The organism is Kaistella soli, from assembly GCF_019038595.1.
In the GTDB taxonomy this organism is placed as follows: domain Bacteria; phylum Bacteroidota; class Bacteroidia; order Flavobacteriales; family Weeksellaceae; genus Kaistella; species Kaistella soli.
The window spans coordinates 237,528-264,285 of sequence record NZ_JAHOPF010000005.1 but is presented as its reverse complement, the minus strand read 5'-3'; the positions used below and the strand labels follow the sequence as shown (position 1 = coordinate 264,285).

At 38.8% G+C, this 26,758-nt stretch carries 24 protein-coding genes; 13 read left to right on the top strand and 11 right to left on the bottom strand.

All coding sequences use genetic code 11. The annotated features are described in order from the left end of the window. Positions 1–9: 9 nt before the first annotated feature. Complete coding sequence (locus tag KSK37_RS11615) at positions 10–561, bottom strand: hypothetical protein (RefSeq protein WP_246566540.1); 552 nt, start codon at positions 559–561, stop codon at positions 10–12. 158 nt (positions 562–719) lie between these two features. Beyond that, entirely contained in the window at positions 720–1,502 is a 783-nt protein-coding gene (locus tag KSK37_RS11610) for an XRE family transcriptional regulator (RefSeq protein WP_217201676.1), read from the bottom strand. Between the two features lie 61 nt (positions 1,503–1,563). Between KSK37_RS11610 and dinB the strand changes: the two genes are divergently transcribed. Together dinB and KSK37_RS11600 are read left to right on the top strand one after the other, a co-directional pair. Further along, positions 1,564–2,712, top strand: coding sequence for a DNA polymerase IV (gene dinB / locus KSK37_RS11605; protein WP_217201674.1), 1,149 nt, complete (start codon positions 1,564–1,566; stop codon positions 2,710–2,712). 24 nt (positions 2,713–2,736) lie between these two features. Beyond that, positions 2,737–5,823: a DNA polymerase III subunit alpha gene (locus KSK37_RS11600; protein WP_217201672.1), complete on the top strand. Its 3,087-nt coding sequence runs from the start codon at positions 2,737–2,739 to the stop codon at positions 5,821–5,823. A 67-nt stretch (positions 5,824–5,890) separates the two neighbouring features. Here KSK37_RS11600 and KSK37_RS11595 read toward each other — a convergent pair whose 3' ends face one another. After that, a complete protein-coding gene (locus tag KSK37_RS11595) occupies positions 5,891–8,410 on the bottom strand; it encodes an ATP-dependent Clp protease ATP-binding subunit (protein WP_088359142.1) in 2,520 nt (839 codons plus the stop codon). Positions 8,411–8,568: 158 nt separating this feature from the next. Between KSK37_RS11595 and KSK37_RS11590 the strand changes: the two genes are divergently transcribed. The 4 genes from KSK37_RS11590 to KSK37_RS11575 are packed head-to-tail and all read left to right on the top strand — an operon-like array spanning position 8,569 to position 11,314. Then, a complete protein-coding gene (locus KSK37_RS11590) occupies positions 8,569–8,787 on the top strand; it encodes a uroporphyrinogen decarboxylase (RefSeq protein ID WP_088359143.1) in 219 nt (72 codons plus the stop codon). A gap of 9 nt (positions 8,788–8,796) precedes the next feature. Further along, entirely contained in the window at positions 8,797–9,894 is a 1,098-nt protein-coding gene (locus KSK37_RS11585; protein ID WP_217201670.1) for a glycosyltransferase family 4 protein, read from the top strand. 38 nt (positions 9,895–9,932) lie between these two features. Continuing rightward, entirely contained in the window at positions 9,933–10,352 is a 420-nt protein-coding gene (locus KSK37_RS11580) for a SufE family protein (protein WP_217201668.1), read from the top strand. Next, positions 10,352–11,314 (top strand): glycosyltransferase family 9 protein, encoded by a 963-nt coding sequence (locus tag KSK37_RS11575; RefSeq protein ID WP_088359455.1) that lies wholly within the window; start codon positions 10,352–10,354, stop codon positions 11,312–11,314. The genes KSK37_RS11580 and KSK37_RS11575 overlap by 1 nt, the downstream gene beginning before the upstream one ends. A gap of 75 nt (positions 11,315–11,389) precedes the next feature. On the opposite strand, the gene KSK37_RS11570 is transcribed toward KSK37_RS11575, so the two are convergent. The 7 genes from KSK37_RS11570 to KSK37_RS11540 form a co-directional block, all read right to left on the bottom strand. Then, positions 11,390–12,472 (bottom strand): mannose-1-phosphate guanylyltransferase, encoded by a 1,083-nt coding sequence (locus KSK37_RS11570; protein ID WP_246566537.1) that lies wholly within the window; start codon positions 12,470–12,472, stop codon positions 11,390–11,392. 2 nt (positions 12,473–12,474) lie between these two features. After that, on the bottom strand, positions 12,475–13,065 hold the full coding sequence (locus KSK37_RS11565; RefSeq protein WP_217201667.1) for a SprT-like domain-containing protein: 591 nt from the start codon (positions 13,063–13,065) through the stop codon (positions 12,475–12,477). A 61-nt stretch (positions 13,066–13,126) separates the two neighbouring features. Then, on the bottom strand, positions 13,127–14,467 hold the full coding sequence (locus KSK37_RS11560) for a TolC family protein (protein WP_088359147.1): 1,341 nt from the start codon (positions 14,465–14,467) through the stop codon (positions 13,127–13,129). A 40-nt stretch (positions 14,468–14,507) separates the two neighbouring features. Further along, entirely contained in the window at positions 14,508–14,900 is a 393-nt protein-coding gene (locus KSK37_RS11555) for a hypothetical protein (protein WP_217201665.1), read from the bottom strand. A gap of 18 nt (positions 14,901–14,918) precedes the next feature. Further along, a complete protein-coding gene (locus KSK37_RS11550; RefSeq protein WP_217201663.1) occupies positions 14,919–16,322 on the bottom strand; it encodes a nucleoside recognition domain-containing protein in 1,404 nt (467 codons plus the stop codon). Between the two features lie 95 nt (positions 16,323–16,417). Beyond that, entirely contained in the window at positions 16,418–17,461 is a 1,044-nt protein-coding gene (locus tag KSK37_RS11545; RefSeq protein ID WP_217201661.1) for a PA0069 family radical SAM protein, read from the bottom strand. 123 nt (positions 17,462–17,584) lie between these two features. Continuing rightward, positions 17,585–17,782, bottom strand: coding sequence for a hypothetical protein (locus tag KSK37_RS11540; RefSeq protein WP_088359151.1), 198 nt, complete (start codon positions 17,780–17,782; stop codon positions 17,585–17,587). 134 nt (positions 17,783–17,916) lie between these two features. On the opposite strand from KSK37_RS11540, the gene KSK37_RS11535 reads away from it, so the two are divergent. The 7 genes from KSK37_RS11535 (at position 17,917) to KSK37_RS11505 (ending at position 25,155) form a co-directional block, all read left to right on the top strand. Further along, positions 17,917–20,031 (top strand): prolyl oligopeptidase family serine peptidase, encoded by a 2,115-nt coding sequence (locus tag KSK37_RS11535; RefSeq protein WP_217201659.1) that lies wholly within the window; start codon positions 17,917–17,919, stop codon positions 20,029–20,031. Between the two features lie 91 nt (positions 20,032–20,122). Next, positions 20,123–20,842: a class I SAM-dependent methyltransferase gene (locus tag KSK37_RS11530; protein ID WP_217201657.1), complete on the top strand. Its 720-nt coding sequence runs from the start codon at positions 20,123–20,125 to the stop codon at positions 20,840–20,842. A gap of 73 nt (positions 20,843–20,915) precedes the next feature. Beyond that, positions 20,916–22,679 carry a DNA mismatch repair endonuclease MutL gene (mutL, locus tag KSK37_RS11525; protein WP_217201655.1) on the top strand — a complete coding sequence of 588 codons (1,764 nt, stop codon included), beginning with the start codon at positions 20,916–20,918 and terminating at the stop codon, positions 22,677–22,679. Positions 22,680–22,685: 6 nt separating this feature from the next. Beyond that, positions 22,686–23,417: a rhomboid family intramembrane serine protease gene (locus tag KSK37_RS11520; RefSeq protein WP_217201653.1), complete on the top strand. Its 732-nt coding sequence runs from the start codon at positions 22,686–22,688 to the stop codon at positions 23,415–23,417. A gap of 9 nt (positions 23,418–23,426) precedes the next feature. Next, complete coding sequence (locus tag KSK37_RS11515; RefSeq protein ID WP_217201652.1) at positions 23,427–24,404, top strand: endonuclease/exonuclease/phosphatase family protein; 978 nt, start codon at positions 23,427–23,429, stop codon at positions 24,402–24,404. A 2-nt stretch (positions 24,405–24,406) separates the two neighbouring features. Further along, positions 24,407–24,772, top strand: coding sequence for a hypothetical protein (locus KSK37_RS11510; protein ID WP_217201650.1), 366 nt, complete (start codon positions 24,407–24,409; stop codon positions 24,770–24,772). Between the two features lie 38 nt (positions 24,773–24,810). Further along, a complete protein-coding gene (locus KSK37_RS11505) occupies positions 24,811–25,155 on the top strand; it encodes a hypothetical protein (protein WP_217201648.1) in 345 nt (114 codons plus the stop codon). A 29-nt stretch (positions 25,156–25,184) separates the two neighbouring features. Here KSK37_RS11505 and KSK37_RS11500 read toward each other — a convergent pair whose 3' ends face one another. Beyond that, positions 25,185–26,699 carry a GH3 auxin-responsive promoter family protein gene (locus KSK37_RS11500; RefSeq protein ID WP_088359159.1) on the bottom strand — a complete coding sequence of 505 codons (1,515 nt, stop codon included), beginning with the start codon at positions 26,697–26,699 and terminating at the stop codon, positions 25,185–25,187. Positions 26,700–26,758 lie beyond the last annotated feature (59 nt).

Sequence of the window (26,758 nt, the reverse complement as noted above, 5' to 3'; positions counted from 1 at the left end):
AATGAAAATTTAGTCAAAATTCATCGCCAAAGGCAACCGGAACCGGTAACGCACTGCATTTCCGTTAATGATGGCAGGAGAAAATTTTTCGGGCAGAAGATACATCGCAATTTCGGCTTGTCGGTTGAAAGTGAAGTTTTCGCCTTCTGCATGGACGCTGCTGATGCTTCCGTCCTTTTCTACAACGAAAACTACATTGGTTTTCAAAAGTTTTTGGTCTGGCAATACCGAGCCGGTATAAAACAGATGAGCGACCTGCTTTCTTAAAGTTTCGAAACCTCCGGGATAAGACGCTTCCTCATTCAGATCAGTTTTTTCAGGATTTTCAAGGTGGGGAGCGGATGTATTTTTTCTGGTAATTCTTTCCAGATCTTCGCGGTTTTTTACTTTGATTAAAGTGCCGATAAAAGCGATATTCTGAATGCTGTCGAGTTTAATCATGAACTCTGAAAAATCGGTCTTAATGGCAATTTTTTGCTGAATGTTTTTTTCCTCATCAAATTTTTTGCGGAATTCATTATCCAGCATAAACCGCTGATAATCAAAATATTTCTTTGCCATTTTGAATTCATCGTTTTGCTGAGCCTGTAAAAAATTCGCGCAGAGCAATAAGATCAGATAAATTATTCTTTTGTTCACCTTAGAAGTATATCATGTAAAAATAGCTAAAAATATCAATAACAGTATTTTAAGATATTTATTTGCGGTCCTGTTGAGTTTTACTCTTCTTTAAGGCCGGAAACCTTTAGGTCGAGATCGCGGATGTCTTTCCTCAATTCCAGAAACATCTCTTTTAAGTTGTGATTTTCAAAATGATCCGGTTCAAAATCTTCAGGAAAAATACCGGAAGCATATTGCCAGATTTCTACAATTTCATGAAAAGGAATTTCATAGGGTTCATAAAAAGAATTGTCTGCAGCTACCGTAACCGCCTTTTTATTTTTAGACTTGAAGCGTTTATAGGAAATACCGTCATTGAGCGTCACAAATACATAACTTCTATTGAGTTTTAAGTCATCAATGTTTTCAAGATATTTTCCGATAATATAAGAACCGTCTTTAAAAGGCGGCATCGAATCTCCTTGCGCGGGAAAAGCTCTGTACTTTCCGTTGGTGAGGAAAGGAAGAGAAATCCGCTGCAGGCTTTCAATATATTCAGGATCGCTATAACCGGATAAATAACCCATCGAGGCTTTCTGAGGAATAATTTCAATGCTGTTGTTGCCCAGTTTATCTACCACAACAGGAAGTACAATTCGGTTGTCGGGCAGGCGCAGAATTTCTTCAATCGGATATTTTCTGATATCAACCGAAACCAGAAGATCTATACTGATGTTAAAAAACTTCGAGATCTTCACCAAAACCTCAATCGGCGGTTCCGAACGGCCGTCTTCGTAGGAAACATAGCGTGACCTTGTGATGATTAGCGTATCCGCTAATTCCTGTTGGGTAATTTCTTTTTTACCTCTCAAAAACCTGATGTTATCTGAAAAAACTGACATTGTTATAATTTGTAACAACAAAAATACGAAAATTGTTTAAAAACGTAACTAATTTTGTGGAGTGAATCGTTCAATTGTACATATGGATCTGGATGCGTTTTTCGTTTCGTGCGAAAGACGGCAAAACAGCAAACTCAATAATATTCCCTTGATTATCGGCGGAGGCGACCGTGGTGTAGTGGCCTCATGTTCTTATGAAGCCAGAAAATTCGGCGTCCGTTCTGCAATGCCGATTCGGATGGCGCTGAGGCTGTGTCCCGATGCAAAAATAATTAAAGGAGATTATGAACTTTACTCTTCTCTTTCAAATACCGTGACCGAAATTATTCAGGAACGAGTTCCGGTAATGGAAAAAGCAAGTATTGATGAGTTCTATCTGGATCTTTCCGGTATGGATAAATTTTTTGGATGCTATCAGTGGACCCAGGAAATCGCAGCTGCCGTAACCAAGGAAGCTGGATTGCCAATCAGTTTTGCCTTATCGGCCAACAAAACAGTCTCCAAAATAGGAACAGGAGAATCTAAACCTGAAGGAAAACGGCAGATCGCAGAATCGGAAATCAAACCTTTTTTAAATCCTCTTTCTGTGAAAAAAATTCCGATGGTAGGAGACAAAACTTTTCAGCTGTTATCTAGAATTGGGATAAGAACCATTCATACTTTATCTGAAATGCCGGTTTTGGTGCTTCAGCAAATGATCGGCAACAACGGAAAAGAACTTTGGAAAAAAGCTAACGGAATTGATGAAAATCCTGTGGTTCCGTATTCCGAGAGGAAATCTCTTTCCACAGAAAGAACTTTTGCCACCGATACGATTGATATTCCGGAATTGAAAAGAATTTTAAATGGAATGGCAGAAAAACTCGCTTATCAGCTGAGACAGGAAAAATGGCTCACCTCCACCATTGTCGTGAAAATTCGCTATTCCAATTTCGATACGGAGACCAAACAAAGCCGTGTAGCTTATACTTCGGCAGATCATACCCTGTCCCGGGTCGCTCTCGAGCTTTTTAACAGACTTTATACCCGAAGAATGCGTATCAGACTCATTGGATTAAGATTTACAGATCTTGTCCACGGAAATCATCAGATGAATCTTTTTGAAGATACAGAAGAGCAGATGAATCTCTATCAAACGATGGATTATCTTAAAAACCGTTTCGGAACCGATGCCGTAGGAAGAGCTTCAGGTTTTGATTTCGGTAAATAATTTTTTCTTAAAATTTTAAATTAAATGTTTCTCAACTGTCATTCTTTTCACAGCCTTCGATACGGAACTTTGAGTATTTTACAGCTTGTAAGTCAGGCAGTATCTTCAGGAACTAAAAGTTTAGTTTTAACGGATATTAATACTGTTACTGCCATTTATGATTTTAAAAAAGCATGTGAAAATGCCGGGATCAAGCCCATCGCAGGAATAGAAATCAGGAAAGAGAATAAACTGCTGTATATTGCCATTGCTGAAGAATTTTCGGGAATTGGAGAGGTAAACAGAATGATTACAGCGCACAATTGTGACGGAGAAGAACTTTCTGAAACCGCTCCGGAATTTCAAAAGGTATTTGTTGTTTATCCTATTCAGAATATTCCTTTAACACTAAAAGAAAATGAATTCATCGGTATTCGGGAAGAAGAGCTGAATCTCCTGCTTCGTCCCGAGCTTAAAATACTAATCCCGAAAATGGTAGTTCTGCAGCCAATAACATTCAGCACTAAAGAAGAGTACAATCTTCACAGGATTTTAAGGGCCATCGATCAGAATACGATTCTTTCAAAACTCGGTGAAGAAGATCTCTGCCGGAAATCTGAATATTTCAAACCTGAAAAAGAAATTATTAAAGCTTTTCAGCAGTATCCGGAAATTATTAAAAATACAGAACATATTATGAACTCATGCAGTTTTGAGTTTAATTATAAAGAAAAAGGAAGTACTGAAAACAAAAATAAAAGATATTTTACAAATTCTCAGGAAGAAGACATGCAGCTTTTGAACAAACTGGCTTATGAAGGACTGCAGGAAAGATATGGCAATAACGAAGCCGCCGAAAAAAGAGTTGAAAAAGAACTTAAGGTGATTGGTGACCTCAAATTTTCGGCTTATTTTCTTATTACCTGGGATATCATTCAGTACAGCAATAAGATGGGTTTTATGCATGTCGGCCGAGGAAGTGGCGCTAATTCTATTGTAAGCTACTGTCTGGGAATTACAGACATCTGCCCGATAGAGCTGGATCTTTATTTTGAACGTTTCCTGAATCTCAACCGGACTTCACCGCCGGATTTTGATATCGACTGGAGCTGGCAAAACCGCGACGCTATTTTAGAATATATTTTTAAACGGTACGGAAAAAATCACGTTGCTTTTTGCGGAACCAATGTAGAGTTTAAATACAAATCTATCTTTCGCGAAGTGGGTAAAGCTTTCGGATTGCCTAAAGAAGAGCTTGATGATCTTGCTGGAAAATCTGTAGAACACCATGATCAGAATTTTATCGTAAAGAAGGTTCATAAGTACGGAAAATTAATGGAGAAATTCCCCAACCAGAGAAGCATGCACGCTTGTGGAATTCTGATTTCGGAAGAACCTATTACGAATTATTCTGCCCTGGAAATGCCTCCAAAAGGATTTCCGATCGTTCAGTTCGATATGAATGTGGCTGAAGATATTGGCCTCGAAAAATTTGATATTCTGTCGCAAAGAGGTCTCGGGACGATTAACGATACCGTAAAACTCATCAAAAAAAACCGTGGAATTGAGATTGACATTCGTGATACTTCTATTTCTAAAGATGAAGCGTTGTGTAATAAATATTTGGCAACAGGAAAAACAATAGGCTGTTTTTATATCGAAAGTCCGGCAATGCGCGGACTTTTAAGAAGATTAAAATGCGGCGATTACAGAACTTTGGTAGCGGCGTCTTCGATCATCAGGCCCGGTGTTGCGCAAAGCGGAATGATGAAAGAGTATATTTTCCGTCATAACAATCCCGATCAGTTTGAATATTTCCATCCTGTATTTGAAGAAAATCTGAAGGAAACCTACGGAATTATGGTCTATCAGGAAGATGTGATTAAAATTGCCCAATATTTTGGAGGGCTGAGTCATGCCGATGGTGACATTCTGAGACGTGCTATGAGCGGAAAGGAGAGATCGATTCAGAAGTTGAATGAAGTGAAAAACAACTTTTTTACATCCTGCAAAAAGCAGGGACATTCGGAGCAGATGACCACGGAGGCTTTCAGGCAGATTGAGTCTTTTGCAGGATATTCTTTCTGTAAAGCGCATTCCGCTTCTTATGCGGTAGAAAGCTATCAGAGTTTATATTTAAAAGTGTATTATCCACTGGAATTTATGGTTTCGGTAATCAACAATCAGGGAGGGTTTTATCGGACCGAAGTTTATGTGCATGAAGCGAAAATGTCGGGTGGTGTCATTCAGAATCCGTGCGTTAATGCCGGCGAATTTCAGACTTCACTAAAAGGAAAAAATATCTTTTTGGGATTTATGCACCTCCAGTCACTTGACACCAAAACTGCACAGCTTATCTCCGAAGCGCGGGACAGAAATGGAAATTATAAATCACTGGAAGACTTTGTCCGGCGCATCCCGATTGGGATTGAAGGGGTGCAAATCCTGATATTTATTGGCGCTTTCCGGTTTACAGGAAAACAAAAAAATGAACTTTTAATTGAAGCAAGATTATTACTGATCAATTTCAAACCCGAAAACAGAGGTAAAATGCTGTTTGAAGAATCTGTTCAGGAATACCGGCTTCCGGAGTTGAAAAGAGATTTCTTTGAGGATGCTTTTGATGAGATCGAAATATTGGGATTTCCGGTTTCCTGCACTCCTTTCGATCTGCTTGAAACCAAATACCGCGGCTCCGTTTTTGTAAAAGATCTGCTGAAGTATCATAAAAAACAGGTGAAAATGTTGGCATATCTTATTTCCCGAAAACACGTCCCAACCAAAAAAGGAACCATGTATTTCGGAACCTGGATTGACGCAAACGGTGATTATTTTGATACCGCACATTTCCCTGACAGCCTGGGAAAATATCCGTTTCAGGGCGGCGGCTGTTATTTGCTTTTGGGAACTGTGGAAGTAGATTATCATTTTCCCACGATTACCATCATGAAAATGGCCAAGATGCCAATGATACCTGATCCGAGATATACGTCCGATAAAGACCGGCAATACGATATTCACCAACAAATTAAAGAAGATGTGAGCATGACGTTCCGTAAACCTTATCCTCAGGAACATGAAATTGGCTTACCGCGTAATTTTATTCCCGATTGTTTTTCTAATAGCAATTGAAATCAGTACTTATAGAAAAAACCTTGTCAAACATATTGACAAGGTTTTCATATTTAAATTCTGCAATTTATTTTGCGCTCTGTTTCTTTTTTACAGTTTCACTAATAAGTGCATCTTTGGTTTCATTTAGATTTAAAACAACTGTCTCACCTTCGGTAAGCTGTTTGTTGACCAGCATTTCTGCCAATAAATCTTCGATGTATTTCTGGATGGCTCTTTTCAGCGGTCTTGCTCCGAAATCTTTGTCCCAGCCTTTTTCAGCGATAAAATCTTTCGCTTCCTGAGTCAGATCAACATGATAATTCAGTTTTTCAAGACGTTTGTAAAGTTTGCCGAGTTCGAGATCGATAATTTTCGTAATATCTTCTTTCACTAATGAATTAAAGATTACAATGTCATCAATTCTGTTCAGAAATTCCGGTGCGAATGCTTTTTTCAGGGCATTTTCAATCGTGCTTCTGGCTCTTGCATCTGTATTGGATTTCTTCGCTGAGGTTCCGAAACCTACGCCGTCGCCGAAATCTTTAAGATCTCTGGTTCCGATATTTGAAGTTAAAATGATAATCGTATTTCTGAAATCAATCTTTCTGCCTAAAGAATCGGTCACGAAACCTTCGTCCAGAATCTGCAGCAAAATATTGAAAACGTCAGGATGTGCTTTTTCAATTTCATCCAAAAGCACTACTGCATAAGGTTTTCTTCTCACAGCTTCTGTTAACTGGCCGCCTTCTTCATATCCGACATATCCCGGAGGAGCTCCCACTAATCTGGAAACCGCGAATTTTTCCATGTATTCGCTCATGTCGATGCGGATTAAAGCTTCATCAGAATCGAAGAGTTCTCTTGCCATTACTTTCGCAAGTTCGGTTTTTCCGACACCGGTTGTTCCAAGGAAAATAAACGTTCCGATAGGACGGTTCGGATCTTTGAGTCCGGCTCTGTTTCTCTGAATTGCTTTCACCACTTTTTTCACCGCATCTTCCTGTCCGATTACTTTTCCGTTCAGCATTGCATCCATCTGTGAAAGTTTGTCGAGTTCGTTTTTGCCGACTTTAGTCACTGGAATTCCACTCATCATGGAAACTACTTCAGCAACGCTTTCTTCGGTTACAAGTTCTTTCTTTTCTTTCACGTTTTTATCCCACAGTTCCTGAGCAAGATTAAGTTCAATCTGCAGTCTTTCCTCTTCATCCTTTAATTTTCTTGCTTCAAGATAATCCTGAGCTTTTACTGCACTCTGTTTCTGTTCCTTAATTTCCTCAATTTTATTCTCGTACTCTACGATTTCATTCGGAACTTTCATGTTTTTAATATAAACCCGTGAACCGGCTTCATCCATTGCATCAATTGCCTTGTCCGGAAGAAAACGGTCTGTAATATATCTCGCCGTTAAATTTACACAGGCTAAAATCGCTTCTTCAGTGTAGGTTACATTATGATGATCTTCGTATTTATCTTTAATCTGATTAAGGATCTGCACGGTTTCCTCCACAGAAGTAGGTTCTACCATTACCTTTTGGAAACGTCTTTCAAGCGCACCGTCTTTTTCAATGTACTGTCTGTATTCGTCTAATGTTGTTGCTCCGATGCATTGAATTTCTCCCCTTGCCAAAGCGGGTTTAAACATATTGGAAGCATCCAGACTTCCTGTAGAACTTCCTGCTCCAACGATGGTGTGAAGTTCGTCGATAAAGAGAATGACGTCACGGTTTTTTTCCAGCTCAGTCATAATCGCTTTCATTCTTTCTTCGAACTGCCCGCGGTATTTTGTGCCGGCTACTAAACTCGCCAAATCAAGGGTGATCACCCGTTTTCCAAAGAGAACTCTGGAAACTTTTTTCTGCTGTATCCTTAAAGCCAAACCTTCAGCAATCGCTGATTTACCCACACCGGGTTCCCCAATCAAAAGCGGATTGTTCTTTTTTCTTCTCGATAAAATCTGAGAAACCCTTTCGATTTCTTTTTCACGGCCAATAACAGGGTCGAGTTTTCCATCTCTTGCGAGTGATGTTAAATCTCTTCCGAAATTATCCAAAGTCGGGGTTTTGCTTTTTCCTGTACCGATGTTTCCTGTTGGCTTACGCATCTGTCCGAATTCTTCCCTTTCTTCGTCGTCATCATAGGCGCTCATTTTTGGGTTTTGTCCGGAATTTTTAAGCATTGTTCTATATTCTTTAGTCACTCCTTCATAATCAATATCGTAAGAGCTCAAAATATTAGTCGTTGGATCATCAGATTTATATAAAATACCTAAAAGAAGATGTACGGTATTGATTTCGGAACTTTGGTACTGTCTGCACTCCAGTTCCGAACGCTTTACGGCCTGATCTGCCATTTTAGTAAAAGAAATTTTATCGCTGTCGGGTGAAAAAGGATTTAATCCGGATACCGACATGGTTTCAATTTTTCTTCTTATTTGAGTTAAATCTGCTCCCAAATTCTGCAAGATTTCTTTCGCAGAGTTTTCTGTTTTGATGATTCCCAAAAGGAAATGTTCCGTGTTCAGAAACTCGCTTTGCAAACGTCTTGCCTCGTTTTTGCTGTGTTGGAAAACTTGATCCAAACCGTTTGAAAATTTATGATCCATATTATTTGTTCAGTATAATTATTAAAGATATTCATCCATCTTTAATTGTATAATCAAAGTTACAAATACTTTACCAAAATTAAATAATGACTTTATGGCAGAAAAAACTTTCCCATTTCGCTGAAAATGATTAGGTTTGTCTCCCTAAAAAATTAACTATGAGTCCTGAAATTACTAACTTTATCGGTTATGGTGCTTCTTTTTTTATTGTGCTGAGTTTTATCCTGAAAGACATAAAAAAAATACGTGTTGTGAACCTTGTTGGATGTATTCTGTTTGTAATCTACGGTATCTTCAGCGACTATCTTTGGCCAATTATTATCCCGAACGCAATTCTCTGTTTCATTCAGGCTTATCATTTGGTGAAAAAGGATTAAATTTCTGCCATGAAAGTTTTGGTAAGTGTTTTCAATAATTTATATACAGACCAACGCGTTGAAAAAGTCTGCAGAACATTATCTCAAAACGGTTTCGAACCTGAACTTATTGGCAACAACTGGGGCGGTTTACCCGAAATGGCGCGCCCTTACCCTTTTTCCCGGATTGTTTTAAAATCTACCGTTCTTCGGTTTGCCTATGTGGAATTCCAAAGGAGGCTTTATCAGGAATTGCTGAGAAAGGCAGATGAAAATACTATTCTGCTCTCTAACGATCTCGATACACTTTTGCCCAATTATTTAATTTCAAAAAGACTGAATATTCCTTTGGTGTTTGACAGTCATGAGATTTTTACTGAAATGCCGTCTGTCAACGGAAGGTTTACGCAGAAAATCTGGCGTTCGCTGGAGTCTTTCATCGTTCCGAAACTTAAATTCATGATGGCGGCAAGTGAAAGTTATGCGGACTGGTTTGCTAAAACCTACGAGATTGAAAGGCCGGTGGTCGTACAGAATTTTCCGCAGAAAACAGAAAATCCTCAAAATTATTCCCAGGCCAATTCTAAAAAAATCATTCTTTATCAGGGAGTCATCAATCCTTCCAGAGGTTTGGATAAAATGATTCCGGCAATGAAACAGATAGAAAATGCTGAACTGTGGATTGCCGGTGACGGACCGAAAAAAGCAGAGTTTTCGGCATTGATTAAAAATTTAAATTTAGAAAGTAAAGTGAAATTTCTTGGAAAATTACTGCCTGAACATCTTAGAGAAATTACTAATAAAGCCGACGTCGGTTTGAGTATTGAAGAAAACAACGGCTTAAGTTATTATTTTTCCATGCCTAATAAAGTTTCAGATTATATTCAGGCAAGGATTCCAGTGGTAGTTTCAGATTTTCCCGAAATGCGGAAAGTTATTGACCGGTTTCAGGCTGGAGAGAAAATTACCCATCACAGTGAACTTGCCGAAAAGGTAACTACTGTTCTGGAAAACGGAAAACATTTCTATAAAGATTCTTTAAACCGCGCTGCCGGAATACTTTGCTGGGAAAATGAAGAGCCCAAAATTATTGAGTTGTTCAGAAAAGTGGTGAAGGAAAATTTCTAAAACACATTTCTTATCTTTGCACAAATTGAAAGTGAAAGATGACCATCAAAGAAAAACAGCAGGAGATCGTTGAAGAATTTGCCTTTCTTGAAGACTGGGAACAGAAATACGAATATATTATCGACCTCGGAAAAGAGCTGAAAGGACTTCCCGAAGACAAAAAAACAGATTCAAATTTAATTAGAGGCTGCCAGTCTAAAGTTTGGATTGATGCTGAATTTACAGACGGAAAACTCTTTTTCAATGCAGATTCTGACGGTATTTTACCAAAAGGAATTGTTTCCCTTTTGGTCTCTATTTACAGCGGCCATTCCACCCAGGAAATTTTAGATTCCGATTTTCAGTTTATTTCCGATATCGGTTTGCAGGAATTTCTTTCCCCTTCCAGAGCCAACGGTTTAATGGCAATGACCAAACAGATTAAGTTTTACGCGGTCGCATATCAGTTAAAAAAGTGATCAAAATATTAGCATACCGGTTTTCTGCTTTTGGTGATGTTGCGATGACCGTTCCTGTTCTGACCGAATTTCTGGAGCAAAACCCAGGAGTAGAAATCGTAATGGTTTCGCGCAAAAATTTTAAAGATCTGTTTGAAGGTATCCCGAACCTTATCTTTAAAGGCGTTGATATCGATGAATACAGCGGATTTTTTGGAATCCGGAAATTGGCAAAGGAATTAACGAAAGATTTTAAGCCAGATTATGTAGCTGATTTACATGATGTTATACGGACTAAAATCCTTAGCAGGGTTTTTAAGATGAAAGGATATAAGGTTTCCATCATCAATAAGGGAAAAAAGGAAAAAGAAGATTTAACCAATATCCGGAATCTTGAAAAAATACCGCTGAAACGAAATACAGAACGTTACGCCGATGTTTTCAGGGAGATGGGCTTTTCGGTTAAATTGTCATATCAGTACAGAACCGTCTGTGCAGAGAAATCCGGAGTTGGATTTGCTCCGTTCGCTCAGCATGAGGGAAAAATGCTTCCGCTTGAAAAATCCTTTGAACTCGCAAAAATCCTTTCCAAAAAACATAAAGTTTATTTTTTCGGAGGCGGAAAATCTGAAATTGAAATTCTTGATAATTGGGTAAGACAGATTCCCAACACAGAAAATTTTGCAGGGAAATTATCTATTAAGGAAGAACTTAAGAAAATATCGGAAATGGAAACCATGATTTCAATGGATTCGGCTAACATGCATCTGGCAAGTCTTGTAGGTACACGGTGTGTTTCAATTTGGGGATCGACCCATCCGTTTGCGGGGTTTTTAGGTTATGGACAAAATGAGAATGATGCTGTTCAGATAACAGATCTTACGTGCAGACCATGCTCTGTTTTCGGTGACAAGCCATGTTATCGTGGCGACTGGGCGTGTCTGGAAGAAATTGATATTCAGAAAATTAACGTTAAAATTTAGTGTAACTTCTTTTCGTTATTAAGTATAAAAATCCTTCCAGATTTTATGGAAGGATTTAATTTTTACAGCGGTATTTTATAGAAATTTCTCCCCCTTTTTAAGGGTTTTCAAATCGTGAATATATTCTTTAATAAGCTGGTCATTCTCTCTCGGACAGATCAAAAGGGCTTTCTCGGTATCTACAATGATGTAATTTTCCATTCCATCGATAATTGCAGCTTTGCTGCTGCTTTTAAGCCGGATGATGTTCCCTTTAGAATTATAGGTGAGGATATGCTTGGAATTAATGGCGTTATTGTCCTGGTCTTTATGGGCGTTTTCATATACTGAAGTCCAGGTTCCCAAATCGCTCCAGCCCAGATCTGCGGGGATGACATATACATTTTTAGCCTTCTCTAAAATCCCGTTGTCAATTGATATTTTTGCCACTTTCGGATAAATCATTTCAATGCATCTTTCTTCGTCTTTGCTGTTGTACTCGCAACTCACAAATTGTTGTGACATTTCATCAAGATGCTTGTCAAAAGCCGCCAGAATGGACTTTACATTCCAGATAAAAATCCCCGCATTCCAGAGGAAATCGCCGCTTTCCAAAAAGGTTTTGGCAATTTCAAGGTTCGGTTTTTCGGTGAAAGTTTTTACTTTAAAGTACTCAGAGGCTTTTTTTTCTTCGAACTGAATATAGCCATAACCCGTATCCGGACGTGTCGGAGTGATTCCTAAAGTAATCAGATAATCGTTTTTTTCTGCAAGAGTGAATGCAAGTTCCACTTTCTGGAGAAAGATATTTTCTTTTAGAATTAAATGATCTGCCGGAAGAACAATCATGTTGGCATCCGGATTAATCGCTGCAATTTTTTTCGCCATATAAATATTACAGGCAGCTGTATTTTTCATCAGCGGTTCTCCTACAATATTATCTGCTGTGAGTTCCGGAAGCTGCTGTTCGGTAAGGGAAACATATTCTTTATTAGTGATCACAAAGATGTTCTCTGGTGGAACACTTTGGCTGATTCTGTCATAGGTTTGCTGGATCATCGTTCTTCCGGTTCCCAAAATATCCTGAAACTGTTTGGGATATTTCTGTGTACTCATTGGCCAGAATCTGCTGCCAATTCCTCCTGCCATTATGACGCAGTAATTGTTTGATTTAGACATGCTTAACTTATTTTTTCTACTCTTGCTAAAGGTTTGAAAATATATTTTTTCCCGTTATCGAGATTCTTACAAAGATAGTTTTTTTTACGGAGCTCCTCAATGATATAAGTCTGTTTACGGTAAATAAAGCGGTCGCCTGCGTTTAAGTCTTCCACATAAGAACTTTCGTCCTCGTAATCTTCAATGTGAAAGTATCTTACCAAATCCGGACTCGACATGAAATTAGCTTTCGGCGACTTGGAAAATTTAAGAATTATTGGTTTTAAATCGTCCGAATAAATGGAAATACTTTCCAGAAGCATCGTTCTGAAAGTGTTTTTCCATTCTGCTCCATGCGGTGATATTCTGCCTCCGAAATTCTCAAATGCCAAAAGGTGAGCAAGTTCGTGAGTGAATACAAAAAAGAAAAGTTGTGGCTGTAGGGTTGAATTGATCGTGATTTGATGGGATTTATCCGGCATTTTCCGGTAATCACCTAATTTTGAATTTCTTCCCCTCGTGATTTTAATGTGAATATAATGTTCGCCAAACCACTTTCTGAGAAAGGGAAAAGTGTGTTCCGGCAAATATTTTTCTAGATTTTTGATGGACATTCTTAAAGTATTCGGTGATTACAAAATCGGTGACCAATTTAAGAATAATCCTCAGAACCGGCTAAAGACTTAAAGGAATGCCGGCATAGAAATTAAGTAATTTCATGCTGAATAGATAGTTGTATTTTGCCTGAGCTACCGATCCCTGGGCATTTGCGTAATTGTTTCTGGCAATATTAAGATCGTAAATGGTAGTTCTTCCTGCTGCAAAGCTTTTCTCCGCAAAGTCCAGTGCGAGTTTTGAACTTCTTTCGGCTTCTGCTGCTGCAAGATAATTTTGGTAATTGCTTTCCGCATCAAACTGGGCTTTCTGAACATTCTGCAAGACGTCCTGTTTTTGCTGTAATAAAGAAGTTTTTGCGATATCTTCATTAATTTTCGACTGTTCTACCTGAAGTTTCGTAATTCCTTTATTGAAAATAGGAATGTTAGCTGACAAACCAAGCTGCTGTCCAAAATTGTCTTTATACTGTTTGAAAAACCCGGTTTGCTGAATTTTGTTTCCATTAATATCAGTTCCTGCACTCATCAGATAAAAATAGGATGATCCAATGCCGGCATTTGCTGTCACCGTTGGCCAGAAAGCGGTTTTCGTCACTTCAGTTTGTGCTTCTGCAGACTTTATTCGGCTTTCTGCTGCTTTCAGCTGAGGCTGATTTTCGTAGGCTTTTGTAATAATGTTTTCTGCGGTGAAAAGTGGCGCATCAAGCATGTTTTCGAGAGGAACTTCCTGTACATCAAAGTTTTTATAATCGGGAAGCTGAAGAAGCATTGCTAATGCAAATAAACTTCTGTTGGTATTGATTTCCGCGGTTTTTACATTTTGTTTTTCCCTTGCCAGCGCAGCTTCGGCTTCAGCTAAAATCGTCTGTGGCGTTGTGCCGACGTCGGTCGTAATTTTTGCTCTTTTGTAAAGTTTATCAGCATTTTCAAGTGCGCTTTCCGAAATTTTTGTGATCTCCCTGTTCAGTAAAACAGATAAATACTGTTGCGCAATCTGTAAAGAAATGTCGTTTTTAATTTTTTCAAGATCAAATTTACTTGCTTCAACTTCAAACTCCGTTTTTCTGATGTTTTTTTCTAACCGGCCGTTGTTGAAAACTAAAATATCGGCACCGATATTGGCACTGTTGCTGAAATTATCGTTCCTGTTGGTATTTCCAAAGACATCCCGTCCCTGACCGAATGACGCACTATTGTTAATGTTGCCCGAAACGGAAGGTAGGTACTGTCTTTTTGCAATCTGCAGCGTGTTATCCTGAGTTTTGGTATTGAGTTGGTTTTGAAGAACCTGCAGGTTATTTTCCAGTGCGTAATTCACACATTCCTGAAGTGACCATTTCTTCTGGGAAAAGGCAAAAAAGGACATCAGGCTCAGCAAAAGAACTGCAGTTTTTTTCATAAGGAAGTTTACACAATAAGACGGAGTTTTTAATAAAATGTTACAGCTGACCTTTTAACTCATTGATTCTTGAAACAACGGGCATTGAAAATATTCCGCTTTTCTGCAGATACAGTTCATAAAAGGTTTTGCTTTTTTCTGCAAAATTTTTGTTTTGGTTCTCTCTGTTTTTGAAGTAAAATAAGTGCCCCAAAAGTTCAAAATAAGGGATGTGATGGGATTTGTCCTTTTCCTCCACCAACGCTATAATTTCCTCCGATGATTTCGATGAAAGCGTATCGAAATCCATCTTGAAAGTATCATTCATGTTGGTATCAAAAATTCTTTCCCATTCAGAAAGTTCACCTTCATTTTTTCCTCCCAGAATCATTTTTGAAAGAAATTCTGAAAATTGTTTTACAATCCTGATAATGTAATCTTTATCGTGTATCATTTTAAGTATCTTTTAATATTAAGCAAAGAAAAGGTAAGCCAGAATAACAGAAGTAATAATTCCAACCAAATCTGCCAGAAGCATCGCGGTTACCGTATATCTCGTGTTTTTAATTCCGACGGCGCCAAAATAAACTGCGATCACATAAAAAGTAGTATCCGAACTTCCCTGTAAAACTGCGGCCAGCCTTCCCTGGAAACTGTCTGCCCCGAAAGTCTGCATCGTATCCACCATCATTCCTCTCGCACCGGAGCCGGAAAGCGGTTTAATTAACGCGGTTGGTAAACCGTCCACAAATCTGGTGTCAAAACCAACGACAGCAGCGACCCATTTCATCCCGTCAATCAATACGTCGAAAACGCCGGAAGTTCTCAATAAGGAAATCGCGATCAGCATTCCCACTAAATACGGAATGATTTTTACGCAGGTCCAGAATCCTTCTTTCGCACCGTCGATAAAAGCATCAAAGACATTTATTTTTTTGTAAATCCCACCCAAAACGATCGCAAAAAATATGAGCAGAATAATCCCGTTGCTTAGTAACATACTGAAATTATCCAGACCTTCTTTGCTTAAGCTTACGAGATAAACCACTAATAATCCGATGATTGCGGCGATGCCGCCGACGTACGCTATTACAGCTGGCTGAAGCAGATTTATTTTCTGATAAAGGGAAACAACAATCATCGCTGCAAGTGTTGCCGCGAAAGTTGCAATCATACACGGCAGAAAAATATCGGTAGGAGTATGGGAGCCCATGGAAGCCCGAATGGCAATAATAGAAACGGGAATCAGCGTCAAACCTCCTGCATGAAGGCAAAGGAACATGATCTGCGAATTGCTGGCTCTGTCCTTATCGGGATTTAAAGTCTGTAAACTTTCCATTGCTTTTAAACCAAAAGGAGTTGCGGCATTATCTAAACCGAGCAGATTGGCAGAAAAATTCAGCAGCATGTGTCCGAAAGATGGATGGTTTTTAGGGATTTCGGGAAATAACTTGGAGAAGAAAGGTTGAATTAATCTTGATAATAAATTGATTCCTCCTGCTTTTTCCGCGATACTCATAAAGCCCATGAAAAGCGTCATAATACCAATTAAACCAAGACAGATTTTCACCGCAGTCTCCGACGTTCCGATAACGCCATCCGTTTCCTGAACTCGGTAAACCTTTACATTCGATTTTCCTGAATCGGTTTTATAATGAATTCTGTTTTCGTCAAAAGCAGCTTTCAAAAGCAGGGCTTCTTTCACCGATGGTGACATTTCATTGATGTTTTTCGAAGCAATTTGCACGGTGTCACCACTTTTTCCAACCACCATGTCGTTGTAAATTGCTTTGTAATTGTCTGAAAACAAATATTTTACACTTGCAACTAGAATTGCGACAATAATAAAAGCACTCCAAATTCTGCTTAAAACCATTTCTGAAAATTTTGATAAAAATAACCAAAAACTTCATGCAATATCGTTTATGCAACAAATTTTATTGATTTTAAAGCGTACAATCTCGAGAAATGTCAGAAAAGTTTCAGCTGTTGATCTTTGGTACCTGTGAAATTTTCAGCCGAAAGTGCAGTAGGTTGTTTTTCCGCGAAGTATTTTCTTTTCCCTAAAGCAAATGTATCGTGAATCATTTCAGCAATGTTTCCTTCGCCTTTGTATCTTTCGTGGTATCTTTTTTCGCCTAAGTTTCCGCCGCGCATTGATCGGATCAGGTTTAAAACTTTCTGCGCTCTGTCGGGGAAATGTGCATTAATCCAGTTAACAAAAACCGGTTCGACCGTATCATTTAATCTTACCAGAACATATCCGAATTTTTCAGCGCCTGCTTCAGAAATGGTTTTAAGAATATTAAGACTCTCATCGCTCGTCAGTCCGGGAATTACCGGTGCAACCATTACTCCTGTCGGTATTTTATTTTCTGTAAGAATTTCAATGGCTTTCAGCTTATTTTTTACGGAGGAAGTTCTGGGTTCCATTTTTCGACGGATTTCTTCGTTGATTGTCGGTATACTTAATGAAACGGAAACCAAATTCTGCTCTGCCATTGTTTTCAGAATATCCAGATCGCGTAAAACCAAAGCATTTTTCGTTAATATCGAAACCGGATGACGGTATTCAAGACAGAGTTTCAAAATTTTTCTCGTAATTTCAAATGTCCTTTCGGCGGGTTGATAACAGTCGGTATTTCCTGAAAGGGTTATGGTTTTGGGAATATAATTCCTTTTCCGGAAAAATTTCTCGAGAAGTTCAGGTGCATTTTTCTTCACCATTATTTTTCTTTCAAAGTCAGTTCCGGCGGAAAATCCCCAATATTCATGAGTTGGTCGTGCAAAACAGTAGGAACAGCCGTGTTCGCAGCCTTGGTAAGGATTCAGAGAATATTCCATCCGTAGATCCGGACTTTTCACATCATTAACGATGGTTTTCGGGTAGACTTCCGTGAAAGTGGTTTTTGATGTCTGAAAATCTTCTTCCTCAGGCTCAAAAGTGAAACGGTCGAAACGGTTGTTTTCGTTTCGCTTTGCGCCCTGACCTTTGATGAAGTTTTCGTTCGACATGTTTTTTATTTTGCTAAATTAAATTCTGAATCACCGAAAATAATAAGTTTTAAGAACGAAGTTTTCCACAAAAAAATCCTGATTTCGTAAAAATCAGGATTTGGTATTAAAGACAGTTGTCTTTTAAAGCATTGATAAGTATTCTACCCCGTGGTGTCCTTCTTCTTTTTTGTGTCTTTTTTCAAAATGGCGGTGAAAATCCGAATAGTAATCATGATAGTCTTTATGTTTTTTGGATAAGAACTTTTGCACACCTAAAAAACCGAGACCGATTAATACTCCCATACTTCCAGCCAATAAAATTCCTGTTTCTTTTTTCATATTACTTTTATTCTGAGCATAAATTTAAGCAAATTGCATACCCTTTACATATTAAATAATGGTAAAGTTTGTTAATGTTTAGGCAACAATCGCCAAAATGATATAAAAGTTATATTTTTGGTAAAATTGATTTAATGAAAGTACAAATTCTAACTGTTGCTGTTGCTGCTTTTGCGGTTAACATGATGAGTGCACAAAAAATGACTAACAATTTCAAGTATCCTGAAACCAAAAAAGTTTCCCATTCTGATGATTATTTCGGAACCAAAGTTGAAGATTCCTACCGCTGGCTGGAAGATGACCGTGCCGAAGATACCAAAGACTGGGTACAGCGCGAGGTGGCGTTTACCAATAATTATCTTCAGAAAATCCCTTTCCGTGAAGAGATCCGCGCGCAGCTGAAAGACATCTGGAATTATGAAAAAATTGGCGCTCCTTTCAAAGAAGGCGATTATACATATTATTATAAAAATGACGGACTTCAGGCGCAGTCTGTTCTTTACCGGACGGATAAAGCAGGCAAAACAGAAGTTTTTCTGGATCCTAATAAATTTTCCGAAAAAGGAACCACCTCATTAGCCGGCGTTTCATTCAACAAGAAGGGGACTTTAGTGGCCTATTCAATTTCTGAAGGCGGAAGCGACTGGAATAAAATTATTATTCTCGATGCTTTAACTAAGAAAGTAATCGACGAAACCATTATTGACGTTAAGTTTTCCGGAGCTTCATGGTTAGGTGATGAAGGATTTTTCTATTCAAGCTATGATAAGCCGAAAGGAAGTGAGCTTTCAGCAAAAACCGATACACACAAAGTATATTTCCATAAGCTTGGAACCAAGCAGTCTGCTGATAAACTGGTTATCGGTGGCGAAAATTTCAAGCGCAGATATATGGGAATCGGAGTTTCTGACGATGAAAGATATCAAGTTCTGAGCGCGTCGGAAGCCACAAACGGAAATGAACTTTATATAAAAGATTTAAAACAGAAAACCGATTTTATTCCTGTTCAGAAAGGATATGATTTCAATACAGATTTTGTTGATTCAAAAGGAGATTTTATTTACGCTTTGACAGATAAGAACGCTCCCAACATGCGTTTGGTGAAATTTAATATCAATAAACCGGATGTTTGGACCGATGTGATTCCGGAAACTGAAAATGTGTTAAGTGTTTCAACGGGTGGCGGTTATATTTTTGCCAAATACATGAAAGACGCTGTTACTTCTGTTAAACAGTTTGATTATGACGGAAAACTGATGAGAACCATCGGTTTGCCGGGAATTGGTACTGCTGCAGGTTTTGGCGGAAAAGCTAACGAAAAGGATCTTTATTTTTCTTTCACCAATTATATTACACCGGGAACAACTTATAAATTCAACGCAGAAACCGGTAAATCTGAAGTTTATCAAAAACCGAAAGTAAAATTCAATCCGGAAGATTATGTGTCAGAACAGGTTTTTTACACTTCCAAAGACGGAACGAAAATTCCGATGATGATTAATTACAAAAAAGGGACAAAACTTGACGGTAAAAATCCAACGATTTTATATTCTTACGGAGGTTTCAACATCAGCCTGCAGCCTGCATTTTCAGTTATAAATGCCATCTGGATGGAAAATGGAGGAATTTACGCCGTTCCGAACATCCGCGGCGGCGGTGAATACGGAAAGAAATGGCACGATGCGGGCACCAAAATGCAGAAGAAAAATGTATTTGATGATTTTATCGCGGCAGGAGAATATCTACAGAGCAAAGGCTATACTTCTAAAGAATATATGGCGCTTTCAGGCCGTTCAAATGGTGGACTTTTAGTGGGTGCAACCATGACGATGCGTCCCGATTTGGCAAAAGTTGCTTTCCCGGGAGTTGGGGTTCTCGATATGCTCCGTTATAATAAATTCACAGCAGGAGCCGGCTGGAGCTACGATTACGGTACCGCTGAAGACAGCAAAGAAATGTTTGATTATCTGAAATCTTATTCCCCGGTTCATAATGTCAGAAAAGACGTTTGCTATCCGTCAACCATGATTATTACAAGTGATCACGATGACAGGGTGGTTCCCGCACATTCATTTAAATTCGGGGCTGAACTTCAGGAAAAACAGGCCTGCAACAATCCGGTTTTGGTAAGAATTGAAGTAAATGCAGGGCACGGTGCCGGAAGAAGTACTGATCAGGTAATTGGTGAAAATGCTGATTTGCTGAGTTTTGCATTATTTGAAATGGGCTTCAAGGCTTTGAAAAAATAATAAACGGACTGAAAATTGATATGAAAACTTCCTGGGATTCTCAGGAAGTTTTTGATTAATAAAGAACAAGAAAAATCCTTATTTTTACCCAATGAAACAAAATGAAATCTCTGAGTTTTATGATGAATATGTTCAGAGACAGCTCAAAATAGGAGCCAACGAAAGGCTTATCTCGCTTTACAAAAGGCTGCTGAATGGCGGTTTAAATGCTGATTCTAAAGTCCTCGAGCTCGGATGCGGCGTTGGAATTTTCACAAAACTTCTTTCTAAGAAAGTGACCAACGGAATTATCGAAGCCGTGGATCTGAGTGAAAAAAGCATTGCTGTCGCCCGGCAGGAACTGAAGGACAAAAAAAACATTCATTTTGATGTTGCCGATGTTGTAAAATACCAGCCGAAAAATGACGGTTTCGAAATGATAACCCTTATGGATGTGATTGAACATATTCCTTTGGAACATCATGAAGAACTTTTCGGAAATTTAGCAAGAATCGCTACCGATAAAACCAATATACTTATTAATATTCCGAACCCGCAATATATTGGCTATGCAAGGATTAACCATCCAGAAAGTCTGCAGGTCATTGATCAGGAAGTAGAGCTTTTCAGCATAATGAAACATCTAGAAATGCACAGTTTAGAACTGGTTTATTTCGAGAAATACGGAATTTGGGAAGAAGAAGATTATCATTTCATGGTCATCAGAAAGAAAAGACCGTTTGAACTGAAACACCTTTCCGACAAAAGAAATCTTTCCGAAAAAATCTTTCACAAAGTTTCAGGTAAAATAGACGCAGCTAAATACAGATAACAGCCAAAAAGTATTAATTATTAAAATCTCAAAACCCCGAATCTAATCATTATTTTTGTGGGATTATAAAAGAATGTCAGATATTATAAAACTTTTACCCGATCATGTCGCCAACCAAATCGCCGCGGGTGAAGTGGTGCAGCGGCCTGCATCTATCGTGAAAGAACTCATGGAGAATGCCATTGATGCTGGTGCAACAAAAGTTGAACTCATTGTTCGTGACGCGGGCAAAAATTTAATCCAGGTGGTGGACAACGGAAGCGGAATGAGCGATACCGACGCGAGGCTCGCTTTCGAAAGACATGCGACCTCAAAAATCAGTACGACTGAGGATATTTTCAGAATTTCAACCAAAGGATTCCGTGGTGAAGCGCTTGCTTCCATCGCGGCAGTTGCGCAGGTAGAATTAAAAACCAAAACCAGAGACGCTAAAACCGGTACCAATATTTATATTGAGGGTGGTGGTTTTCAGTTTCAGGAACCGATCCAAACTGTAGAAGGATCGAACTTTTTAGTAAAAAACCTTTTTTACAACGTTCCTGCGAGACGTAAATTTCTCAAGAATAATAATGTAGAATTTCGTCATATCATTGATGAATTTCAAAGGGTTGCACTGGCGCATGAAAATCTAGATTTTGAGCTTTTTCATAACGATGACGTTGTTTTCAGGTTAAGGAAATCAAGCTTGCTGCAAAGAATTGTGGAAATTTTCGGTCGTAAACTTCATCAGATTTTAGTTCCGATTAAAGAAGATTTAGGCTGGGTGAAACTGAACGGGTTCGTTGCAAAACCTGAAGGCGCCAAAAAAGTTCGCGGCGAACAGTTTTTCTTCGTCAACGGAAGATTTTTCAGGAGTGCTTATTTCAATAAAGCGGTTCAGGAAGCATTCGAAGGATTGCTTTTGCCGGGTTACATTCCCACATTTTTCCTGTTTTTAGAACTTGATCCTGAGAAAGTGGATGTGAATATTCATCCTCAAAAAACAGAAGTAAAATTTGAAGATGAAAATTTAATTTTCGCGTTGGTACGCTCCACAATAAAAAAATCTTTAGGAATTTACAATGTGGCGCCAAGTCTTGATTTCGACAGAGATACCAGTATAGACGCTTTTGTTCATCAAAAAAGCAGTGGTGGCGGAAGTTTCAGAGCACCCGAAATTACCGTTGACCGCGATTATAATCCGTTTCTTGAAGAGAGAGTTTCCGCGGGCGAAACCAGGGCAATAACGGAAATGTATCAGCAGAACATTCCGGCTGAACCGTCAAAAATTAATCTTTTTGAGGATGAAGATTTTGATGAAGATTTGATGCGGCTCCCGAACGGTTACTGGCTTTTTAATAAAGGCGGAAAAACCCTCATGCTCGATCTGGGCAGGATGCACCGTCTGGTTGTTAGCGAAAGAAATGCGAAGAAAAAACGCAGCAGCGAAAAACATACCTTGCTTTTTTCTCTGGAATATCACATGAACGAGACGGAGAAAAATAAATTCCGTTCCATCAAAAAATATTTGCCAGAACTTGGCTTTGAGATGATCATCGCTAACGATAATGTTTTAAGGATTGATGCGGTTCCGGAAGGGTTGAAAGAAACTCAGGTGATGAAATTCATGGAGAATCTTTTTGAAATCCTGGAATATAAAACAGAGGAAGAATTTCTGAGTTTTTATCACAACCAATGGAATAAGACCCAAAGCAAATCCCGTTTCGACTTCCTTTACAAAGTAGACGCAGAACAGGTTATCCGAGACTTCACTGAACTTGGTTTTCCGGAATTTTTACCTTCCGGAAAAAGATGTTTTACAGAAATTCCGCTTGATGAATTAAAAAATAAATTTTAAAAACTGATGTTTAACAATATACCGCCAATTACCCGCAATATCATTATCATTAATGCAGTGGTATTTATCCTCACTTATTTTCTGAACAGTGATCTGATGTACAGATACTTAGCTGCGTTTTATCCTTTCTCCCCGTTTTTCCATTCGTGGCAGATCCTTACGCACATGTTTATGCACGGCAGTCTGATGCATATCTTGTTTAATATGCTTACACTGTATAGTTTTGGGCCGGTACTTGAGCAGGTTTTAGGTGAAAAAAAGTATCTGATTCTTTATTTTGTCAGTGGATTGGGCGCTTTTTTCCTTTTTAATTTATGGAATTTTGTAGAGGTTGAACAGATAAAAACAAGTCTGCAAAGTTTCGGTTTCGATTTGAGCGGATATATGGATGGTGAAAGTGTTCCATTTAAAGGGAGTTCGGATGCCATTCTTGCACAGCAGGAACTTATCAGTAATCTGCGGTCGATTATTACCGTTCCGATGGTAGGAGCTTCCGGAGCGATTTTCGGAGTTATTGCTGCATTTGCAACACTTTATCCGGATGCGAAAATCATGATTATGTTTATTCCGGTTCCTGTGAAGGTAAAATATGTACTTCCTGTGGTGGTCATAGGTTCAGTAGTTTTGGGAGTTACCGGAAATGTGGGCGGAATTGCGCATTTGGCTCATGTTGGAGGCGCAATTGTAGGTTACATTCTGGCAAGTTATTGGAAGAAGAACCGTTTCAGAATCAATTAATTATCTTTTGTGAAACTCCTGCGGTTTATTTTAACGCTAATCCATCTTTTTATTATCGTTCTTTTACTCGGAACGTTACTCAATGCTTATGTTCCGCCAAGAGTTTTTCCTTGGATTAATTTGCTTTCGCTGATGTTTCCCGTTTTAATGATTGTAAATATTGCCCTGTGTTTTTTCTGGATTGTTCTTTGGAAAAAAAGGTGCTTTTTATTTTTAATTCTTTCGATACCGCTTATTATTCCCACAACAAGATGGATCAATTTCAAAGGAAAGACTTCAGAGAAACCCAACCTGAAAGTTGTCACGCTTAATATGAAAGGTGGAATTTTCGGAAGAGATAAGATTTATGAATATCTGAAGAATACGGATGCTGATATTATTTTAGGTCAGGAATACGGCTCCGAATTTACGGTCCCGGGTTATGCAAATGTGACGAAAGATTATGAAATTGTAGCTTTGAATTCCAAAACCAGAATTATCAGTCAGGCCAAACTCGCTGCCACTGGAAACGGCAATGCTTTTTATGCTGATATTGAATTCAAGGGAAAGGTCATCCGCATCATCAATGTTTATCTGACTCCTTTTTCTTTTGACAAAGGAAAAGTAAAGCCAACGCAGGATTTTGATCAGAACCAGATGAAACTGAAGTACATCCTGAAAAAACTGGTTCCAACTTTCAAAATCCACCAGCAGGAAGTTGCGGAGATCCGTACCGCAATTGATCAGTCGCCATATCCGGTCATTTTAGCAGGAGATTTCAATGCTGTTCCCAATTCCTATGAATATTACCATTTAGGCAAGAATCTTAAAGACGTTTTTGTAGAAACGGGAAACGGTAGTTCCACAAGTTTTCACGATTACAAATTTCCGATAAGGATTGATCATGTTTTCTGCTCGGAAAATATCAAACCCATCAGTTACAAAGTTGATAGAAGCGTTAAACTGTCGGACCACTTTCCGGTGATTACTGAATTTAAAATTGATTAAAAATGAAAAGTATCCTTACACTCTCTTTCCTTTTACTGTTGATTTCGTGCGGTAAGAAAAGCGATAAAACCCGTGTTGCGGTTGAGAGATCTTCCGCCGTTCCGCCTTATGATACTGTTGCTATAGATTCTTTTTCAGTCGGAGCTACTTCGGTGGATGTTGCGAGGAAGATTAAAATTTCATCCCTGAAATATCAGGATTCCCTCCGGAAAATTCAGACAAAACTTGAAGAAGAAAAACTCTTGAACAAGATGGAAGATGAAAAAGAAAAACTCGATAAAAAGGCTGCTGATGATAAGAAAAAAGCAGAAGATGCAAAGAAAAAACAGGCGGAAGTTCATTCTGCAGAAAACGTTCTGATTCCTTAATTTTTTTTTATATTTGAATATCACAAAATAAACAAAATATGAAAAATTATCTTTTTATTGCAGCTGCAGTTTCTTTCAGTTTAATAAGTTGCAAAAAAGCAGAAAAAAGAACGGAAACCACCGAAAATCCTGACGGCAGTGTTACTACAACAACGGTAGAAACAGAAAAATCCACCTCACTGGATTCCGCCCAGATCAACGCTACTGTAGAAAAGGCTAAGGAGAAGCTGAATGTAGCGGGAGAGAAGATTGATGCCGCTGCCGATAAAGCCGGAGAAAAACTGCAGAAAGCGGGTGAAGAGGTAAAAGATGCTACCGCAAAAGGCGCCGATAAAGTTGAAAAAAGCGCCGAAAAAGTGAAGGAAGATCTCAAGAAAAAATAAAAAAGTCCGCTGAATTTCAGCGGACTTTTTTATTCGTTCAGTTTCAGCAAAGGATCGATATATTCGCGGTCATTACTTAGCCTTGGGACTTTATTCTGTCCGCCCAGTTTTCCGCGCTGAGACATCCAGGTGTAGAAAAGCTGAGGTTTTGCCACATGAACGATCGGTTCCTTCAGCGTTATGTTATGATATCGTTTTGCCTCATAATCGGAATTGACTGATTTCAGATAGTTGTCAAAAACTTCAGTGAAACGGACTAAATCTGCAGGTTCTTTCGTGAATTCGAAAATCCATTCGTGAGCGCCGCTTTCACCGTCTTTCATAAAAACCGGTGCGCCGGTAAAATCTGAAATGGCAGATTCCGTCGCTTCGCACGCCTTGCTGAGCGCCGTTTCCACATTATCAATCATGAGTTCTTCCCCAAAAGCATTGATGTAATGTTTTGTTCTGCCGGAGATTTTAATTCGGTAAGGATGAAGTGAAGTAAATTTAACGGTATCACCAATTAAATACCGCCACAGTCCGCTGTTAGTCGTGATTACCATCGCATAATTTTTACCGATTTCCACTTCTTCAAGAGGGATCGCCACCAGATGATCGGGGTTGAATGTGTCCATCGGAATAAATTCATAGAAAATTCCGTAATCCAACATCAGGAGCATTTCATCGCTTCCTGGCTGATCCTGAATGGCAAAAAATCCTTCAGAGGCATTGTAGATTTCGTAATAATTAATATCCTTGCCGATCAGTTTTCGGTACTGTTCTTTGTAGGGTTTAAAACTGATTCCGCCGTGGAAGAATACTTCCAGATTGGGCCACAGTTCGGCAATGTTCTCTTTCCCGGTTTCAATTAAAGTTCTTTGAAGAAGCACCATCATCCAGCTCGGAACGCCCGTCATACTTCCTACATCTTCATTTTTTACTTCAGAAACGATGGCTTTCAGTTTGCTTTCCCATTCGGACATCAGCGAAACTTTTTTGCTGGGCGTCGTGGTAATTTCCACCCAAAAAGGAAGGTTTTCGATCATAATGGCAGACAGATCGCCGAACTTGGTATTGAAATCTTCATACAGTTCTGAACTTCCTCCCAATCGCAGATTTTTATTAGAAAAAAGTGAGTTTTCCGGATGATTGTTGGCATAGATGGAAAGCAGATCTTTTCCGGCTTTGAAATGACAGTCTTCCAGGCATTCTTCAGAAATAGGAATAAATTTACTTTTCGCATTGGTAGTCCCGGAGGATTTTGCAAATTTACGGATGTGGCCTGGCCAGAAAACATCTGGTATTCCCTGTCTTGCTTTTTCAATAAAAGGCTCGAAATCTTCATAAGTGACAATGGGTACATTTCTACGGAAATCATCGTAACTTGAGATGGAGCTGAAACCGTGGATTTTTCCGTAATCGGTATTTTCCGCGTGATAAAGCTGGGAAAATAAGACACCATTTTGCGTTTCGACAGGGTGATTCATGAAATTCTGAATCTGATCTATTCGTTGGCGGATAAACCAATTTACTACGGTATTAAAAAGCGCTTTTGTTGCCATTAGGACAAATATAATATTTTTCGGTTAAAGACTCATTACCTTTTACCAACAAAAAATTC

Bases quoted from the DNA above. Each gene is read 5' to 3' on its own strand.
- KSK37_RS11540 (WP_088359151.1), bottom strand. From the start codon at position 17,782: ATGAAAAAAGAAACAGGAATTTTATTGGCTGGAAGTATGGGAGTATTA.
- KSK37_RS11570 (WP_246566537.1), bottom strand. From the start codon at position 12,472: ATGTCTAAATCAAACAATTACTGCGTCATAATGGCAGGAGGAATTGGC.
- KSK37_RS11580 (WP_217201668.1), top strand. From the start codon at position 9,933: ATGACCATCAAAGAAAAACAGCAGGAGATCGTTGAAGAATTTGCCTTT.
- KSK37_RS11610 (WP_217201676.1), bottom strand. From the start codon at position 1,502: ATGTCAGTTTTTTCAGATAACATCAGGTTTTTGAGAGGTAAAAAAGAA.
- KSK37_RS11565 (WP_217201667.1), bottom strand. From the start codon at position 13,065: ATGTCCATCAAAAATCTAGAAAAATATTTGCCGGAACACACTTTTCCC.
- mutL (WP_217201655.1), top strand. From the start codon at position 20,916: ATGTCAGATATTATAAAACTTTTACCCGATCATGTCGCCAACCAAATC.
- KSK37_RS11595 (WP_088359142.1), bottom strand. From the start codon at position 8,410: ATGGATCATAAATTTTCAAACGGTTTGGATCAAGTTTTCCAACACAGC.
- KSK37_RS11535 (WP_217201659.1), top strand. From the start codon at position 17,917: ATGAAAGTACAAATTCTAACTGTTGCTGTTGCTGCTTTTGCGGTTAAC.
- KSK37_RS11560 (WP_088359147.1), bottom strand. From the start codon at position 14,467: ATGAAAAAAACTGCAGTTCTTTTGCTGAGCCTGATGTCCTTTTTTGCC.
- KSK37_RS11590 (WP_088359143.1), top strand. From the start codon at position 8,569: ATGAGTCCTGAAATTACTAACTTTATCGGTTATGGTGCTTCTTTTTTT.
- KSK37_RS11615 (WP_246566540.1), bottom strand. From the start codon at position 561: ATGGCAAAGAAATATTTTGATTATCAGCGGTTTATGCTGGATAATGAA.
- KSK37_RS11585 (WP_217201670.1), top strand. From the start codon at position 8,797: ATGAAAGTTTTGGTAAGTGTTTTCAATAATTTATATACAGACCAACGC.
- KSK37_RS11550 (WP_217201663.1), bottom strand. From the start codon at position 16,322: ATGGTTTTAAGCAGAATTTGGAGTGCTTTTATTATTGTCGCAATTCTA.
- KSK37_RS11600 (WP_217201672.1), top strand. From the start codon at position 2,737: ATGTTTCTCAACTGTCATTCTTTTCACAGCCTTCGATACGGAACTTTG.
- KSK37_RS11505 (WP_217201648.1), top strand. From the start codon at position 24,811: ATGAAAAATTATCTTTTTATTGCAGCTGCAGTTTCTTTCAGTTTAATA.
- KSK37_RS11530 (WP_217201657.1), top strand. From the start codon at position 20,123: ATGAAACAAAATGAAATCTCTGAGTTTTATGATGAATATGTTCAGAGA.
- KSK37_RS11500 (WP_088359159.1), bottom strand. From the start codon at position 26,699: ATGGCAACAAAAGCGCTTTTTAATACCGTAGTAAATTGGTTTATCCGC.
- KSK37_RS11520 (WP_217201653.1), top strand. From the start codon at position 22,686: ATGTTTAACAATATACCGCCAATTACCCGCAATATCATTATCATTAAT.
- KSK37_RS11545 (WP_217201661.1), bottom strand. From the start codon at position 17,461: ATGTCGAACGAAAACTTCATCAAAGGTCAGGGCGCAAAGCGAAACGAA.
- KSK37_RS11555 (WP_217201665.1), bottom strand. From the start codon at position 14,900: ATGATACACGATAAAGATTACATTATCAGGATTGTAAAACAATTTTCA.
- KSK37_RS11510 (WP_217201650.1), top strand. From the start codon at position 24,407: ATGAAAAGTATCCTTACACTCTCTTTCCTTTTACTGTTGATTTCGTGC.